This window comes from Chitinophaga sp. YIM B06452 (genome assembly GCF_039655965.1).
Lineage (GTDB): Bacteria > Bacteroidota > Bacteroidia > Chitinophagales > Chitinophagaceae > Chitinophaga.
Window position 1 is genome coordinate 255,854 of record NZ_JAWLKY010000004.1, and the last position, 17,517, is coordinate 273,370.

14 protein-coding genes and 1 other RNA gene are annotated in these 17,517 nt (G+C 50.4%); 10 read left to right on the forward strand and 5 right to left on the reverse strand.

What is annotated here, in order from left to right; translation table 11 throughout:
* Positions 1–341 precede the first annotated feature (341 nt).
* On the forward strand, positions 342–554 hold the full coding sequence (locus R3I13_RS20985) for a hypothetical protein (RefSeq protein ID WP_346319935.1): 213 nt from the start codon (positions 342–344) through the stop codon (positions 552–554).
* Here the strand turns inward: R3I13_RS20985 and R3I13_RS20990 are convergent.
* From R3I13_RS20990 to rplU, 5 genes are all read right to left on the reverse strand, one after another.
* On the reverse strand, positions 533–1,237 hold the full coding sequence (locus R3I13_RS20990; protein ID WP_346319936.1) for a PrsW family glutamic-type intramembrane protease: 705 nt from the start codon (positions 1,235–1,237) through the stop codon (positions 533–535). The two genes, R3I13_RS20985 and R3I13_RS20990, sit on opposite strands and share 22 nt — an antisense overlap.
* Complete coding sequence (locus R3I13_RS20995) at positions 1,237–2,919, reverse strand: helix-hairpin-helix domain-containing protein (protein ID WP_346319937.1); 1,683 nt, start codon at positions 2,917–2,919, stop codon at positions 1,237–1,239. Before R3I13_RS20995 ends, R3I13_RS20990 begins: the two co-directional genes overlap by 1 nt.
* 78 nt (positions 2,920–2,997) lie before the next feature.
* Positions 2,998–3,351, reverse strand: a complete 354-nt coding sequence (locus tag R3I13_RS21000; protein WP_346319938.1) for a hypothetical protein — start codon at positions 3,349–3,351, stop codon at positions 2,998–3,000.
* A gap of 66 nt (positions 3,352–3,417) precedes the next feature.
* Positions 3,418–3,696 (reverse strand): 50S ribosomal protein L27, encoded by a 279-nt coding sequence (rpmA, locus tag R3I13_RS21005; RefSeq protein WP_120515559.1) that lies wholly within the window; start codon positions 3,694–3,696, stop codon positions 3,418–3,420.
* Between the two features lie 35 nt (positions 3,697–3,731).
* Positions 3,732–4,034 (reverse strand): 50S ribosomal protein L21, encoded by a 303-nt coding sequence (gene rplU / locus R3I13_RS21010; RefSeq protein WP_346319939.1) that lies wholly within the window; start codon positions 4,032–4,034, stop codon positions 3,732–3,734.
* A 321-nt stretch (positions 4,035–4,355) separates the two neighbouring features.
* Between rplU and R3I13_RS21015 the strand changes: the two genes are divergently transcribed.
* The 9 genes from R3I13_RS21015 (at position 4,356) to R3I13_RS21055 (ending at position 17,308) form a co-directional block, all read left to right on the forward strand.
* Complete coding sequence (locus tag R3I13_RS21015; RefSeq protein WP_346319940.1) at positions 4,356–5,855, forward strand: GH3 auxin-responsive promoter family protein; 1,500 nt, start codon at positions 4,356–4,358, stop codon at positions 5,853–5,855.
* 108 nt (positions 5,856–5,963) lie between these two features.
* Positions 5,964–7,127, forward strand: coding sequence for a 1-deoxy-D-xylulose-5-phosphate reductoisomerase (locus R3I13_RS21020; protein WP_346319941.1), 1,164 nt, complete (start codon positions 5,964–5,966; stop codon positions 7,125–7,127).
* 40 nt (positions 7,128–7,167) lie between these two features.
* Entirely contained in the window at positions 7,168–8,502 is a 1,335-nt protein-coding gene (rseP, locus tag R3I13_RS21025) for an RIP metalloprotease RseP (protein WP_346319942.1), read from the forward strand.
* 34 nt (positions 8,503–8,536) lie between these two features.
* Positions 8,537–8,909, forward strand: a transfer-messenger RNA (tmRNA) gene (gene ssrA / locus R3I13_RS21030).
* A 172-nt stretch (positions 8,910–9,081) separates the two neighbouring features.
* Positions 9,082–9,660: an RNA polymerase sigma-70 factor gene (locus R3I13_RS21035; protein WP_346319943.1), complete on the forward strand. Its 579-nt coding sequence runs from the start codon at positions 9,082–9,084 to the stop codon at positions 9,658–9,660.
* Positions 9,661–9,714: 54 nt separating this feature from the next.
* Entirely contained in the window at positions 9,715–10,920 is a 1,206-nt protein-coding gene (locus R3I13_RS21040) for a FecR domain-containing protein (protein ID WP_346319944.1), read from the forward strand.
* Between the two features lie 210 nt (positions 10,921–11,130).
* Entirely contained in the window at positions 11,131–14,613 is a 3,483-nt protein-coding gene (locus R3I13_RS21045; protein WP_346319945.1) for a SusC/RagA family TonB-linked outer membrane protein, read from the forward strand.
* A 19-nt stretch (positions 14,614–14,632) separates the two neighbouring features.
* Positions 14,633–16,156 (forward strand): RagB/SusD family nutrient uptake outer membrane protein, encoded by a 1,524-nt coding sequence (locus R3I13_RS21050; protein ID WP_346319946.1) that lies wholly within the window; start codon positions 14,633–14,635, stop codon positions 16,154–16,156.
* An 18-nt stretch (positions 16,157–16,174) separates the two neighbouring features.
* Complete coding sequence (locus tag R3I13_RS21055) at positions 16,175–17,308, forward strand: TlpA disulfide reductase family protein (RefSeq protein WP_346319947.1); 1,134 nt, start codon at positions 16,175–16,177, stop codon at positions 17,306–17,308.
* Positions 17,309–17,517: the final 209 nt, after the last annotated feature.

Sequence of the window (17,517 nt, forward strand, 5' to 3'; positions counted from 1 at the left end):
GTCTTATCGGGCTCTTTCTTTTGAAACTCAGCCTGTTCTCACCTAACTCATTGCTGCCCGGAGGTATCCGGGCTTTTCTATTAGCCGGATCGCCTGCCAGGAAATTAGTATTCCTAACATAATAATATTTTTTTTGTAGCTTTGAAACCGAAGACGAGGGCTTTGTGCGAATATCCGATCGATAATTATCATCCTGATATACATCTTTTATCCACTTTGCATTACTAGTTAATTTGGAGGATGGGCCTGATTGTCAAGTCGGGCTCTTTTTTTCTCCCTGATCCCGCACCTGCTTTTCCCCTAAAATTTGTAGATTTAAGCAACGTAAGTGTTTAACGATCATGTTCGACCAGGAAATATGGCTCACATTGCTGTTTATGCTGCACATCTGGATTGTAGTGAGGTTTGTGGTGCAGCATACTTTTAAACAGAACAGCAACCGCCGGCCCCGCCCGTATCACCTGAAGTGGCTCGTGCTCGTGTTTTTCTTTCCTTTCGTAGGGTATGCCCTGTACCTGTGGCTCACCCGCAATTATTCCTCTTCTTCCCGCTGATCATCATACCATCTTGAAGAAAGCTCCCGGTGCTGGCGGATCGCCTTGACAGACAGCCGTATGCCTATAAATAAACAAAACAGCGATGCCCCCACGAGGAACAGGCTGCTGCCAATGAAGAGGAAAAAATCGAAGGCGCCGTGGAAAGCTGTGGCCCAGAAGAGGCCGGTGAACAGCAAAGTGCCCCTATGCTGCGGGATGAATTTCGCGAGACCCGCATAATATCCCATCAGTACCGCAAATGCCGCATGGGCGGGCACTGAAATAAACATCCGCACCCAGCCGGTGCCGATGCCGAACTGCATGACATAGCTGATATTTTCCGCCGTGGCAAAGCCCATCCCGATCATCACGGAATATACGATACCGTCGAAAGGCTCATCGAAGGAAGGTTTGCGGAAAGCGTAGTAACGCAGTACGAGAAATTTTCCCAGCTCTTCGCTCAGCCCCACCACGCCGAATGCAAAAATGGCTTTGTTCAGGAGTCCCGGTACACCGGCATTCCAGCCGTAAGACGCGGCCAGCGTTTGTATGGTAAGCGGGAATATCACGCTGAGCACGCCCAGCAGGAAGCAGCGGATGAGCAGGCGCACCGGCTCACGGTCCCGCGCATCCAGCATATAGATCAGCAGCGAGATGGCAATGCCCGGAGCTACGGCGATGGCCAGTGCGTGGAGGAACATTATAATCCTTTTTTGAGTTTACGGGCTTCCAGGAAAGCCTCCAGTTCGGCGCGGCTGAAGCTGCTCAGGTTCTTTTCCCTGGTAAGACCGCCTTTTTGCGCGGCCAGCGTGCCGTAGTGAATGTCCTTATATCCTTCAATGGCATGCGCATCCGGGTCTATGGAAAGCAGCGCGCCTTTTTCCAGCGCGTAGGGGATCCATTCCCAGTCTATGTCCAGCCGGCGCGGATGCGCATTCAGTTCTATCACCACATCGTTTGCCACGCAGGCTTCCACCACTGCTTTATGATCTACGGGGTAGCCGTTGCGGCTCAGCAGCAGTCTGCCGGTCATATGCCCGAGGATGGTGGTGTACGGATTGGAGATCGCTTTCAGCAGGCGCGCCATGGCTTTTTCTTCCGGCATTTTCAGGTTGGTGTGCACGGAAGCAATTACCAGGTCAAAGGTTTTCAGTACTTCATCTGGGTAATCAAGACTGCCGTCGTTGAGAATATCCGCTTCAATGCTTTTGAAGATGCGGAAGGGTGCCAGTTGTTTATTCAGCTGTTCGATCTGTTCATGCTGCGCCACAATGCGCTCCACGTGCAGGCCGTTGGCATAGAAGGCAGAACGGGAGTGGTCGCTGATCACGAGGTATTCAAAACCCTGGTCCCTGGCAGCTTTGGCCATGTCTTCCAGGCTGGCCACGCCATCGCTCCACTGGCTGTGGGAGTGGATAATGCCTTTGATGTCCGTTGATTGTATCAGCGCTGGCAACGCGCCGTTTGCCGCGGATTGCACGATAGCGGCTGTTTCCCGCAGCGCGGGCGGTATGAAGGGAAGGCCGGCGGTGCTGAAGATCGCTTTTTCCGTGGTTTCCTGTCCGCCGGAACTTTTGCCTGTATGACTGAAGAACGCGTCCAGGAAGGCTTCTGTGCCGGTGGTGGTGAACAGCTTGGTTGCGAAGTTTTCCTCTTCCACGCCGTAGATCTTTATTTTGATATGCTCTTTGTATTGCAGGAGGATGGCGTCGTCTGTATTGTCCAGCCGGTTGAAATCCGCTATGGACTTAAATTTCTCCGCCACTTCATCTATCGCCATCCCGATCACGAATTCCAGCTCGTCTATGATCGGCTGCTGGCGCCTGAAAGCGCCGGTAACGGCTACTTTGGCGGAGCTGAACAGGCGGGAGAAGAGCGCATCCAGTTCCGTGGCGAAGCTTTCCACTTCTGCGTAAAGGAACCTTTCGCGGTTGGACAGGAAAAATTCTATGCTCTGGCGGATGCTTTCCTGCGTTTTTTGCCCGAAGCCCTTGAGCAGGGTGAGACGGTTTTCGTTGCAGGCGTAGAGCAGTTCGCCGAGGGTTTCGATCTCCAGTTCTTTCCAGATGGTGGCGATCTTTTTGGGGCCGATGCCTTTGATGCGCATCATGTCGAGGATGCCGGGGGGCGTTTTGCGCAGGTAATCTTCCAGGAGGAGGAAGTGGCCTGTTTCCAGCATTTCGATCACGCATTTGCCGGTGGATTCCCCGATGCCTTTGATGCGGAATATCGCGTCGCGCGGGGTATCCTGGAGAGGCACGGTGAGTTTTTCTATCTGGAAAGCGGCATTGGCGAATGATTTGGCTTTGAAGGGATTATCGCCGTGGATATCCATCAGTTTGGCCAGCAGGGAGAGGTTATCGGAGATGATGTAGTTGTCCATAGAGGCCCTAAGTTAGGCAAAAAAAAAGAACCTCGATTTGCATCGAGGTTCTTTATGCTACAGTTTGTAATTCCGATCTTACATGGCCGGAGCTGCAGGTGCAGAAGGAGCAGCTTTTTTCTTGGGAGCGGCTTTCTTCTTAGGAGCAGCTTTTTTAGCAGCGGCTTTCTTTTTAGGAGCAGCAGCTTTTTTCTTAGGAGCAGCTTTCTTAGCAGCGGCTTTCTTTTTAGGAGCAGCTTTCTTAGCAGCGGCTTTCTTTTTAGGAGCGGCTTTCTTAGCAGCGGCTTTCTTTTTAGGAGCAGCTTTCTTAGCAGCAGCTTTTTTAGGAGCGGCTTTCTTAGCAGCAGCTTTCTTTTTAGGAGCGGCTTTCTTAGCAGCAGCTTTTTTCTTAGGAGCGGCTTTTTTTGCAGCAGCTTTCTTAATTGTTGCCATTGTTTTTTGAATTTTGGGTTAGTAATTAAAATTGGGTATTAAAAAAACTTTATGGCAAACACTACCTTAAGCTTCCGCCTGGGCAGTGGTGTCAAATGATTTAACGGAAACGAAAGTTCTGTTCTCACGACCTTTTCTGAATTCCACAACACCATCTGTAAGAGCGTAGATGGTAAAATCTTTACCAATACCTACGTTAGAACCTGCGTGATATACGGTGCCTCTCTGGCGGATAATGATATTACCAGCCACTGCCACCTGACCGCCGAAGATCTTTACTCCAAGCCTTTTGCTTTGTGAGTCGCGGCCGTTCTTAACACTACCTTCACCTTTTTTATGTGCCATTGTATTGTTACTTTATAACTTTAGTCAATATGAATTTAAGCAATTTCGTTGATCTTGATCTTGGTGAAATGGGTACGGTGACCTACTTTCTTCCTGAAGCCTTTTCTGCGCTTCATCTTGAAAGCAATCACCTTATCACCCTGCACATGGCTCAGGATCTCGGCTTTAATCACTGATTTTACATCAGTACCTACGGTAATTTTACCGTCGTTGTCGGTCAGCAAAACTTCTGCAAATTCTACTTTATCTCCAACATTACCAGCCAATTGGTGTACGAAGATCTCCTGATCTTTCTGTACCTTGAATTGCTGACCTGCGATTTTTACAACTGCGAACATAGTATTCCAAAAATAATTTCCTGCAAAGGTATTACTTTGTTTTTTAATCAACAAAGAATTTAATACTTTTTTACAGGAACTCGTACCCCGCATACAGGGCACTGTATTGAAAAATAGCTTTTTACATATCAAAGATACGGAGTTTTTACAATTTTAGTTTTTTTTAACAATTGTTTAGCACCCCTCCGGTACCGGTATTTTACCCCTTATGCCCGTTTTTTGCCCTGCAATGCCCGCCTGTGGCTGTTTCTAAAAACGCATATAGTTGTACACAATTTTTATACATTTGTTTTTTACGTTGATCATTAAAAATATCGGGGCATGAAGTTTAAATCACTGCTGGCCAAACCATTTGCTTCCATCATTGCCGGAAAGGTCAAGAAGGAAATGCTGAGGGCGGTGGAAGATCAGGAGTCGATCCTTCAGGATCTGCTGAAGACAGGCAAAAAGACAGAATTCGGGAAAGACCATAAATTCGAAAGCATCACCACCTATGAAAACTATAAACAGGCAGTGCCCATCCGCGATTACGAGCAGTTTAAGCCGTATATCGAGAAAATAAAAGAAGGAAAACACAACATCCTCTGGAAAGGCCAGCCCATCTACTTTGCCAAAACCTCCGGCACTACCAGCGGAGTGAAATATATTCCCATCACCAAGGAATCGGTGGACCATCACTTCAACACCTCCCGCAACGCGGTGTTCTGCAACGTGACCGAACTGGGCGATGCCACCGCGTTTGACGGCAAGCTCATTTTCCTTTCCGGCTCGCCGGAACTGGAAAGGGTGGGAGGCATACCCACCGGGCGTCTCAGCGGCATTGCCAACCACCAGATACCGCGCTACCTGCGTACTAACCAACTGCCCAGCTACGAAACCAACTGCATCGAAGATTGGGAAACCAAGCTGGGTAAGATCGTGGACGAGACCATCAGCCAGGACATGCGTCTCATCAGCGGCATTCCGCCATGGATGCAGATGTACTTCGACCAGCTGATCGCGCGCAGCGGCAAGCCGGTAGGGGAGCTGTTCCCCAACTTCAACCTGCTGGTGCACGGCGGGGTGAACTTTGAGCCCTATAAAGCCAAACTGTTCGATTCCATTGGCCGGAAAGTGGCTGCGATAGAGACTTTCCCGGCTTCGGAAGGTTTTTTCGCCTACCAGGACAGCCAGCAGCACGAAGGCCTGCTGCTGAACACCAATGCCGGCATCTTCTTTGAATTCGTGCCCGCCACCGAGATATTCTCCGAAAATCCCACCCGCATTACCCTTAAAGACGTGGAAGTGGGCGTGAATTATGCGCTGATAGTGAGTACCAACGCGGGTCTGTGGGCTTATAACATAGGCGACACCGTGAAGTTTGTGAGCACCAACCCATACCGCATCGTGGTGACGGGGCGTACGAAACACTTCATTTCCGCCTTCGGCGAGCACGTGATCGGCGAGGAAGTGGAGCAGAGCCTGATGGGTGTGGCGGCGGCCGGCAACATCCGCATCACGGAATTCACCGTGGCCCCGCGCATACAGGTGAACGGGGAACTGCCCTACCATGAATGGTTCGTGGAGTTTGAAGAGATACCGGGCAACCTGGAAGGTTTTGCCCTGGAAGTGGACCATGTGCTGCGGAAAAAGAACATTTATTATGATGACCTGTTAACCGGTAATATATTACAGCCTCTCAAGATAAGGCCCGTGCGCAAGAACGGCTTTATCGACTATATGAAGTCCATCGGCAAACTGGGCGGCCAGAACAAGGTGCCTCGCCTGAGCAATGACCGCAAGATCGCGGAAGAAATGGAAAAGTACCTGCAGGCGCGCTGATGCGGCCTTGCAGTTGTCATCGCTTCCTGCTGCGCAGCGAAGCAGGTTTCCGCACGCATAATAGAAAAAACCTTTAAATTTAAGCACAGGAGACATTCCTGTTTGATCATGAGTAAGAAACGTATAGGAATTTTCGGATCCACCGGGTCCATTGGCCGCCAGGCGTTGGAAGTAATTGCCGCGCATCCTGAAAGATTTGAAGTGGAAGTGCTGACCGCGCAGCAGAACGCCGCGCTGCTGATAGAGCAGGCGCTGCTGTTCAAGCCCAATGCCGTGGTGATCGGGGACGAATCGAAGTATACAGAAGTAAAAGACGTGCTGTTCGATAAAGGCATCAAGGTGTTTGCCGGCGCTTCCGCCATGGTGGAAGTGGCTGCCTGGGATTCCATAGACCTGATGCTGGCCGCCATTGTAGGCTTTGCCGGCCTGGCGCCCACGCTCAGCGCGCTGGAGCAGGGCACACCCGTTGCCCTGGCGAATAAAGAAACGCTGGTAGTGGCGGGAGACATCGTGATGGCGACCGCCCGGCGCAAGAATGTGCCCATCATCCCCGTGGATTCAGAACATTCCGCCATTTTCCAATGCCTGCTCGGGGAACCCATGGCCAGGGTGGACAAAGTGATCCTGACCGCTTCCGGCGGGCCTTTCCTGGGTAAAAAAACAAACTTCCTGATCAATGTAAAAAAAGATCACGCCCTGCAGCACCCGAACTGGAGCATGGGCGCCAAGATCAGCATAGATTCCGCCACCCTGATGAACAAAGGGCTTGAGATGATCGAAGCCAAATGGCTCTTTGGGCTTGAGGCGGAGCAGATAGACGTGGTGATACATCCGCAGTCCATCATCCATTCCATGGTGCAGTTTACAGACGGCTCCCTGAAAGCGCAGATGGGCCTGCCGGACATGAAGCTGCCCATCCAGTATGCGATGGGGTACCCGGACCGTTTGTCCAACGATTTTCCGCGTTTTTCTTTCAAGAATTACCCCTCCCTTACATTTGAGCAGCCGGATACCAAAACTTTCCGTAACCTTGCCATCGCAACAGAGGTGTTGAAGAAGGGCGGAAACGCAGCCTGCGTCATGAATGCAGCCAACGAAGAAGTGGTGCTGGCCTTCCTGAAGAACAGGATTGGGTTCCTGCAAATGACGGAAGTGATCGAGGAAACCCTGGTGAAGATACCTTTCGTGGAAAAGCCGACTTTACAGCATTATTACCAGGCAGATAACGCTGCCCGCGAACATGCCGCAGAATTAATCCACAGTCTCACCTGATTTATTACCTTCGCAAATCAGATTATCATCCAAGCAATACATGGAAACATCGGAAATATTAGTCAAAGCAGGCCAGTTGATTTTGTCGCTGTCGATCCTGGTGGTCCTGCATGAAATGGGGCATTTTATCCCGGCCAAATTGTTTAAGACCAAAGTGGAGAAGTTCTATCTTTTCTTCGATCCCTGGTTTTCCCTTTTTAAGTTCAAGAAGGGCGATACCGAGTATGGTGTTGGCTGGCTGCCGTTGGGCGGTTACGTGAAGATCTCCGGGATGATAGACGAGAGCATGGACAAGGAGCAGATGAACAAACCTCCCCAGCCCTGGGAATTCCGTTCCAAGCCGGCCTGGCAGCGCCTGATCATTATGATCGGCGGGGTGACGGTGAATCTTATCCTTGGTTTCCTGATCTACACTATGATACTCTGGCACTGGGGCGACGATTACCTGCCTATCCGCAATGCCAAATATGGCATCTACGCGGATTCACTGGCCCGCAGCATCGGTCTCCGTGATGGCGACCATATCATTGCAATAGATAGTGTGAAAAAGGAAAAGTTTGAAGACATTACGGGAGACGTGATACTGAACGAGGCTAAAACCATCCAGGTGGAGCGCGATGGGAAAGAGATGAGTATTGTTATACCGAAAGGCTTCGTCAATAAAACGATCAACAAAAAAGCACCGATTGCCGTGCCCAGGATGCTATCCGTGCTGGATACACTGTCCCGCGAAGGGGTTGGTTTTAAAGCCGGCATGAGAGATGGAGACCGTGTGCTCAGCGTGAATGATACCGCCGTTACCTACTTTATGGATATGGCGAAGATGATCCGCAGGGATACCGGCAAGGCAGTAAAGATCAGGGTACTGCGCGGTGCGGATACGCTGACGTTTAATCCTGTAGTGCCGAAGGAAGGCATCGGGGCATCTTATATTGCAGATAAGCAGCTGGAATTTGTGCATTTGAGCTATAGCTTCGGGGAAGCGATCCCCGCAGGTTTCAAAAAAGCGATGAGCACGCTGGTGAAATACGTACAGCAGTTAAGATTAATATTCGTTTCCCCTGAAGTAAAAGCCAGCGAATCGTTGGGCGGCTTCATGACCATCGGCAGCCTGTTCCCCTCTGTTTGGGACTGGCAGAGCTTCTGGACGCTGACAGCCTTGCTGAGCATCATCCTGGCATTCATGAACATTTTGCCGATCCCCGCGCTGGACGGGGGGCATGTGCTGTTCCTGATCTACGAGATCATCACCGGCCGCAAGCCCAGCGAGAAGTTCATGGAATACGCGCAGATCGTGGGGATGGTGATACTGTTCGGCTTACTGCTGTATGCGAACGGCCTGGATGTGTGGAGATGGATCTCTTCCAAATTCTAGTGAAAATTCCGTATCTTTGCGGGGCAAAATAACCGGGGCTGACCGGTTTTGACAGCATAGGTCTTTGAAAGTGTAAGCATGCCGTGCGTTGGATAATTAGCACGTAAATCTGAATACCCAAACTTCAAATGGCGAATCTAACTACGCCATGGCTGCCTAATTGAATTAGGTACCCATTATAGCCGCTTGAGCTTGTCGCCCTATGCGACTCTTGCCGCCGAATCAAAACCACATTGGGATAGGTACACATGGTTTCTGTGAGTGTGTAATGAAAATCTAAACGGATAAGAACGAGGTTGGTTTGTTCCGCCCCTGCCGAGTTCCGACAAACCAATGCGGAAATAAGCATGTAGAAAGCTTTTGGAGGATATGTTTGGACGCGGGTTCGACTCCCGCCAGCTCCACTTTTACGATACGGGTTCATTTCCCGCATTTTAAGTTTTTGTAAGCCGCTGAATTTTCAGCGGCTTTTTGCTTTATACTGCTTTGTTTTATTACAGGAGCTCCGCATGGAGTTTTCGCGAAAAGCGTAATTTTGGAAAAACCAACCCATCCGTTATCCATAGATACGCAACATACATGGACATTCAGTTGCTGGCACGCCTGCAGCAGGACGACACCCTGGCCTTTGCCGAGTTATACAGCCGGTATCGCCATGAAGTATATGCCTACGCCATGTCCCTGGTGAAATTACCTGATGTGGCAGAAGACCTGTTGCAGGATGTGTTCGTGCGCATTTGGGACGCCCGGCATAAAATCGCGATCAAAAAAGATTTTCGTCCTTACCTGTTTCGGGTATGCCATAACCGGGCCTACGATGTGCACCTGGAAATGGCCAGGGATGAAAAGCTTAAAGACCGGCTGCTGCATCATTACCAGGTGACCGCCGCCCCGGTGGACCCGTTTGCGGAGCAGGACTCCCCTTACATCCAGCTCATGGAACAGGCCCTGGCCACGCTGTCGCCCCAGCGCCGCCGCATCTATGAAATGTGCAAGCGGGAAGGCAAAAGCTACGAGGAAGTGGCCGGCGAGCTCGGCCTCTCCATCAATACTGTCCGCAATCACATGGTCCAGGCGATCGCGCTGCTGCGCAGCTATTTGCAGCAATATGGCAAGCTGGCAGTCCTGCTCCTGTTGCTCGGCCCGGATTTTTATTAAAAAGTCCGGATTCCATTAGTCTTTTTCCTGCCTCTCACAGTCTGTATATAGAATATGGATCATCCAACGTCATATTACAAGGATTTACTGGCCGGTTTTATCCGGGATGAACTCACCGCTGAGCAGGCCGAAGCGTTGTTGTCATTCATCCGGCAGTATCCGGATGTATATAAAGAAATGCTGGATGATCCGGCAATACAGGAATTATCGGTCCGGCAGGCGCAAGCTTCCGGGCTGACATTATCTGCACAGGCCGATACCCGGATCAAGGGGCAGATATTGGCACATGCGGGCCAGGAAACAGGCGCAGGAAAAGTATCCCTGTTACGCAGGTGGATCTGGGCCGCGGCTGCTGCGGTCTTGCTGATCGGGGCAACGACCGTACTTACCATGCTGCGCAACCGCACTCATAATCCCGCCACGACAGCCCGGGCCGCCAGCGATATAACTGCGCCGCAGGTATCGAAGGCCAGGGTGACGTTGGCCGGTGGGCAGGTCGTGGCCCTGGACAGCCTCTCCAGTGGCTTGTTGGCCCAACAGGGAAGTACCAGGCTCATGAAGCTGGCCGGCGGTCGGATCGCTTACCAGGCGGCTAAGGGGGAAACCTTTCATGAAATGCAGTACAACACCCTTACCAACCCGCGTGGCAGTAAGGTAGTGGACATACAACTCTCCGATGGCTCGCATATATGGCTCAATGCCGGTTCCTCGATTACTTACCCTGTAGCCTTTGTGGGCGATGAGCGGAAAGTGGAGTTGAAAGGAGAGGGATATTTCGAAGTGACCAAAGATGCGGCCCGGCAATTTATAGTGGCGGCAAACGGTGTAAATACCGTTGTATTGGGCACGCATTTTAATGTCCATGCCTATGAGCAGCAAACGAATGTCACACTCCTGGAAGGTCGCGTAAAAGTAGCCCGGCAAGGACAAGTTGATAACGGTATCGCCATCCGCCTCGGCCAGCAAGCGCAGGCCAGCGGTACCGGGAAATTACAGGTCGCCGGTAATATCGATCTTGCTGCCGTCATGGCATGGAAAAATGGTGTGTTTAATTTTGACGGGATGGAAGTAAGGCAGGCGATGGCAGAATTGGAGCGTTGGTATGATATAGATGTGACGTATGAAGAAGGCGTGCAGAACGTGAAAGTATTCGGGGAGATCGACCGAAATCTGGCCCTGGGAGACGTGTTGGAAATCCTGGGCAACGCCGGGTTCCACTACCGCCTGGAAGCGGGTAGAAAATTGGTGCTAATGAAATGACATGAGTAATCATTATAAATAGGGGGCAAAAAACCGGTAGTGTTGAGACCACCACCGGTAAGTATTTGTTGTCTTCAAAAAGGCGTATCAACCAATTTATTAACAAGCAAACGACTGCAATTTATGCAAAAAAACTGTTTATCCCGCGCCAGGCGGGATGACCGGATCATCCTGTCCATCACCGCATCCCGGACCAAAATCGGAAGGATCATGAGATTAACTGCACTTTTACTGACTTTCGCATTGCTACAGGTCCGGGCTTCTACCTCGGCCCAGACGGTTACCCTTACCGGCAAGGACCTTACCTTGAAAGAAATCTTTTCCGCCATCAAAGAGCAGACCGGTTACCTGGTCTTTGGCAAGCAGGAGCTGCTGGAAAGCGGCAGGCCGGTAACGATCACAGCCAGGAACATGGCGTTGACGAAGTTCCTGGACCAGGTGATGAAAAATCAACCAATAATTTACAAGATCACCGGGAAGTCCATCGCTTTATCTGCCAAACCAGCCGCTGTGTTCGAACCGGTGATGCCTTCTTCCGCAAAAGATACCACGATCACCGGAAAGGTAGTTGCTGCAGACGGTACACCTATACCCGGCGCAACAGTTAAGCTGAAGAATTCCAATATTGGAGTGACTACGGATGCGGAAGGGAATTTTATACTTCCGAAGCAAGGTGGCAATGAAATGTTACTGATCAGTTTTGTCGGCTATCAAACCAGGGAAATGCCTTTCCTTGGTAAAAGTATCCTTGCAGTAATGAGCATAGATGTTCAAAACCTGGATGAGGTTGCAGTAGTTACTACCGGGTATCAAAAAATACCGGCAGAACGCGCTACCGGTTCTTTCGGTACCATCAGTAAAGCACAGTTAAACAAACCTTCCATCAATATATCGCAACGCCTTATCGGCGCGGTAGCCGGGGTGCAGGCCCGCTCCATGGATGCGGATGGCACACCTTCGTTCGAAATACGCGGGCAGACCAGCCTGTACGGCAACGCCAGGCCGCTCGTGGTAGTGGACGGATTTGCCGTACAGGGTGATTTCAACAGTATCAACCCGAACGATGTGGAAAGTATCACTGTGTTGAAAGATGCCGCCGCCGCGTCTATCTGGGGCGCCCGTGCTGCCAATGGCGTTATTGTCATTACCACCAAAAGTGCCAAAAAGGGCACGCCGCTGAAAGTGGAATTCTCTGCCTTTGCCAGGGTAGGGAAGAAGATGGACCTGGATTATGTGCGTCCCCTGGCCTCATCGGCCGAAACAGTGGATTATGAAATGAAGGCTTTCAACAACTGGAGTGCCCTGCTTAATTCCGGCGCATTGAACAGTAATGTATACAAGGTGTGGTCGCCGGCTACCGTAGCCCTGAGCGAACAGTTCCTGGGTTATATCACGCCGGCGCAAAGAGACTCTATCCTGAACCGGTTAAGAGCACAGGATAACAGGCAGCAGATCAAAGACAACCTGCTGGCCAATCCTGTAAACCAGCAATACAATCTTACGTTGTATAGCTCTTCCGGTAAAATGAGCAATGCCTTGTCGTTGCTGTTTGAAAAGAACCAATCTGACTTCAGGGAAACCGGCAACGAGCGCTATATGCTTAATTACCGCACCACGGCCGCTATTGCCAAATGGCTGGATGTGAACCTGAGTGCGATGCTACAACACACACGCAACCGCTACGATGGTGTTACATTAACGGACATTAACAGTTTTTCCCCTTATGAAATGCTGTTGAATCCCGATGGGTCCTACACCAACATCAGCCAGTATTATACGCCCATCCTGCAGCGGTTTGTACCAATGGATAAATTCCCGTATAGCGATTGGGGCTACAATCCCATACAGGAAATCCACAGCCGGGACAGCATCGTTTCGCAGATCAATGCAAGGCTCCAGGCCGGGCTTACTTTCAAATTGATCAAAGGGCTTACCATCAATAGCCGCATACAATACGAGACCTTCAACAGCAACAACCGCTACCTGCGCGATGAAAATAGTTTTTATGTAAGAAAGACAGTGAATGAAGCAACTAGCTGGGACCAGGGTACCAATACACTTACACCCAACCTGCCTAAAGGAAGTATACTCAACCAGTGGAGGAACAAAGTAGAATCATGGAACTTCCGGAACCAGTTGAACTACAGCCGCGAGTTTGGAAGCAAACACGAAATAAACCTGGCTGCGGGCGCCGAGGTGAACAGCACGGTAGCAGAACTGTACGGGTATCCCACTACCTATGGTTACAACGATGAAACCCTTACTGTGGGTACTTTCCCGAACGGACCGGGCGGTATTTTTTCGCCTATAACAGATTGGCTGGGCAACAACCAGACCTTCTCATACACCGGCTCATTCAATTATGCCGCTGAACGTTACTACTCTTCTTATGTCAACCTGGCCTATACCTACGACAGGCGCTATACCATTTCGGGAAGCTATCGGACAGATGCATCCAACCTTATTACCGACGATCCGAAATACCGCTATGCGCCCTTCTGGAGTATCGGCGGCCTGTGGGACCTCTCCCGCGAAAAATTCCTGAACGGCACTACCTGGCTCAATCACCTGAGGTTGCGCGCTACCTATGGCTACAACGGCAACGTGGATAAATTTACAGCCTTTATGCCATTGATCGCCACTGCTGCTACTCCCAATACCTGGACCAACGACTATACCGCTACCATCAGCAGTTATGGCAATCCCACATTGCGTTGGGAAAAAACAGGCACCTGGAACCTGGGCCTCGACTACAGCCTGTTCAATGGCCGCCTGTCCGGTAAGATCGATGTGTACAATAAAGCAGGACGGGACCTGATTGCGCAGTTGTCGATTCCCGCCGTAAATGGGACCACTTCGCAAAAGCTGAACAACGCCAAAATGACCAACAAAGGCATCGAGCTGGAACTGGGAACGGTATTGCCTATCCGAAACGATGACATTGTATGGCGTGGCAATTTGAGTTTCTCTTATAACAGGAACCGCATCACCGACCTCTTCCTGGCCAACTATGCATCACCTGATCTGTTGAATGGCGGCTTCGGCGCCTATGTGGTGGGCCTCGATGCCAATACCTTATGGCGTTTTGAATATTCCGGTGTGCAGAACGGACAACCGACCGTGTTAGGACCCGGCAAGACGCCGGTAACTTTCTCCTCCGGTGTACCGGGTGACGCGCGTACTTATTTGTTGAACATGGGTACTACCGTTGCTCCTTACACACTGGGTTTCATCAACTCGTTTAAAGTATATGATTTTGACTTCTCCTTTATCATTACCGGAAAATTCGGTCATGTATTCCGGCGTAAAGGGTTTAACTACCCGCCAAACAGGACGCGCAGGGTACTGCCCAATAATAAGCTCAGCGAAGTAGTAAACGGTGATCCCGGCAAAATAGTACCGTTGCCGCTGACCCCCATTGAGCCGCTTTATTACTTCTGGCCCAGCTTTCACCAGTACGTTAGTTACCTGACGGAGAGTGCCTCGCACGTACGCCTGCAGGAAGTGAGCCTGGCGTATACCATCCCGCAGCCATTGCTGAAAAAAATGCAGCTCAATAACCTGCAATTCTATGCGCAGGCCAACGATCTGTATACCTGGTATAAGAACGATGCCAAAGAAGATCCGGAATACCCCCTGGGTACGCTGAAACCAATGCCTAAACTAACACTGGGGCTCCGGCTCGATTTCTAATCTTTTAACGAACTATTGAATGAAGACTATCATAAAAAACTGTATTGCATTAGCGCTCACCGCCGGCCTGCTACAGGGTTGCGACAAGTTCCTGGACGAGCGGCCGTCCAAAACGTCATCCCTGGTGGTGACTACCACCAGCCAGTTGAATGCGTTGCTCAACGACTATGAACAGTTTTACGCCGAGAATAATAATACTGCCACGCTCAGTACAGACGATTACGGCCTGACGACTTCCATCTATAATGCCAGGCCGGGCATATTTTCACCCATTACCGTTCAGTATAACACGTGGGATACGGCGTACCTCATGGATGACCCCGGACAATCCTTTTGGAGCAGCGAATACCGCAAGATCTTTACTGCCAACATGGTGTTGCAGTATGCCGACCGGGTGACCGGTTCCGATGAGGACAAAGCCAATCTGAAAGCCGATGCGCACTTTATAAGGGCCTACAGTTATTTTCAATTGGCCAATACCTTCACCCTGCCTTATTCGGGCGGTAAAGGGGAAGAGTTGGGCTTACCGCTTAAACTGACCATTGCCTTCGACGAGCCCGTTGCACGGGCGCCTTTGTCGAAAGTATACGAGCAGATAGAGGCAGACCTGGCAGAAGCAATGAAGGTCAAAATGCCGCTGATGCAAAACGGCAGGGCTCGTCATTGGCGCGCCAACACGGCCGCAGTAAATGGTTTTGCCGCCCGCTACTACCTAGCGGTGAACAAATATATTGACGCATTGAAGTATGCCAATCAGGCCCTGCAGGAGTACAGTACGCTGGTTGATTACAACACGCAAATGCGTTATGGCCGCGACCAGGTGCTGACCATCAATCCCGGCCCGAACGCGCAAGCCGTTACGCTGAAATATCCCTACACGCACGACAACCAGGAAGACTTTACCGATATGATCGGCTGGCCTGAGTTCCTGTATTTCAGAATGCTGAACTACGGTACGTGGTGGTACATGCCCAGCGCCGGGTTGATGAACCTGTACGACCAGGCGCATGACCTGCGTTACCAGTATCATTACGTGGAAGGCTACTCATACGACCGTGGTATCATCAACCCGGCTTACAATTATCCGGGTTACGTCTTCTTCTATAAAGACAGGATCCCATCTGGTCCCACCACCGCGGAAATGTTGCTGATAAAGGCCGAAGCGCAGGCGCGCACCGGCGACTTCGGTGGCGCAATGACGACGCTGAACAGCCTGCGTGCAAAGCGTATGACGCCTGGCCCCTGGGTGAACCTGACGGCTACCGGTAAAGACGATGCGGTCAAAAAAGTGCTGGAAGAAAGAAGAAGGGAAATGCCGTTCGTACATCGCTGGTATGATGTACGCCGCTATAACAATAACGATGACCCAAATGATGATGTGGAGATGTCGAAAACCTTTTACCCGTATACGTTATCATCGGTATTGTCTACCCAGCCTGTAAAGACCTACTCGCTGCCTAAGCACTCGCGCCGTTTTGCAGCGCCGCTGCCAAGAACGGAAATAATCTCCAGCAATGGGGCCATTCAGCAGAATACGTATTGATTACAAATCGAAAGATATATGAGAAAACTAATAGCGGTAGCGGTGTTGTTATACAGTGCGCCTCAATATATGCAGGCACAGGTACCATTCCAACTCACAGGTAAGATAGGAACTTTGAATGCGCCGGCTAAAATAGTGTTGAGTTATGTAGACAGCAGCGAGAATATAATAACGGATTCGGCTATTCTCAGGAACGGCAGGTTTGAATTCTCAGGCCATGTAGCGTATCCTACCAGGGCTTCGCTGGAACTGTATCACCAGGGCGGGCGTTCTGCAAATGGGCAACCGGATATCTTAACGGTATATCTCGATAGCGAGCCTGTTAAAGTGACCAGTAAGGATTCTGTAAAGAACGCCATCGTCAAGGGGTCCGGACTGAATGGGAAGTACACCGGTCTGCAGGCAGCTTTAAAGCCGTTTAACAAGCAGTTTGCGGCATTAAGTGAAGCCAATGCCAGATACGCCGCAGAAAAAAGCGATAAAGAAGCGGTAATGCCCGGAATGAAGGAACGGTGGGCAGCGGTGGCCAACAAGAAAAAAGCAGTGGTGAGGCAATTTATTGCTGACAACCCGGGGTCGTATCTGAGTTTGGAGATGCTTCCCATGGTGCTTTCAGTACCGTACAAGCTGGAAGAGCTGGAACCTTTGTTCTATACTTTGGCGCCTGCTGTAAGGAATACGGCCGCCGGTAAAAAAATGGCCGGCCAGATAATCAAACTGAAAACAATCGGTGTCGGTTCGCTTGCGCCCGACTTCGAACAAAATGATACCAGCGGCGTACCGGTAAAATTGTCTTCGTTCAGGGGCAAATATGTGCTGGTCGATTTCTGGGCAAGCTGGTGCCATCCCTGCCGGGCCGATAACCCCTATCTTGTGAAGAGCTTCAACAAGTACAAAGACAGAAATTTCACTGTGCTGGGCGTATCGCTCGACCGCCCCAACGACAGGGAAAAATGGCTGAAGGCCATCCATGATGATGGGTTGGCCTGGACGAATGTATCGGATCTGGCATTCTGGAAAAATGCAGCTGCAAAACTATACGGAGTACATGCTATTCCACAGAACTACCTGGTTGATCCATCGGGAAAGATCATAGCCCAGGACCTGCACGGCGAAGAACTGGATAAAAAATTGAATGAATTACTTCGATAATATTAATTTATAAAAAGGCTATTTTTTGTTGTTTTTGCTTTCTTCGTTTGCAATGCGCAGGCGCAGGTAAATTCACCGGTGAAAGTGATAGAATCGTGAAAGGATAGTATCAATGCCTTGCGGGCTTACCTGGCAGTTATTGATAGATGTAGAAGGTATACCTTTCTAAAGCAAAAGTGCCGCCATTATCTCCAGCAGGAATCATTAAC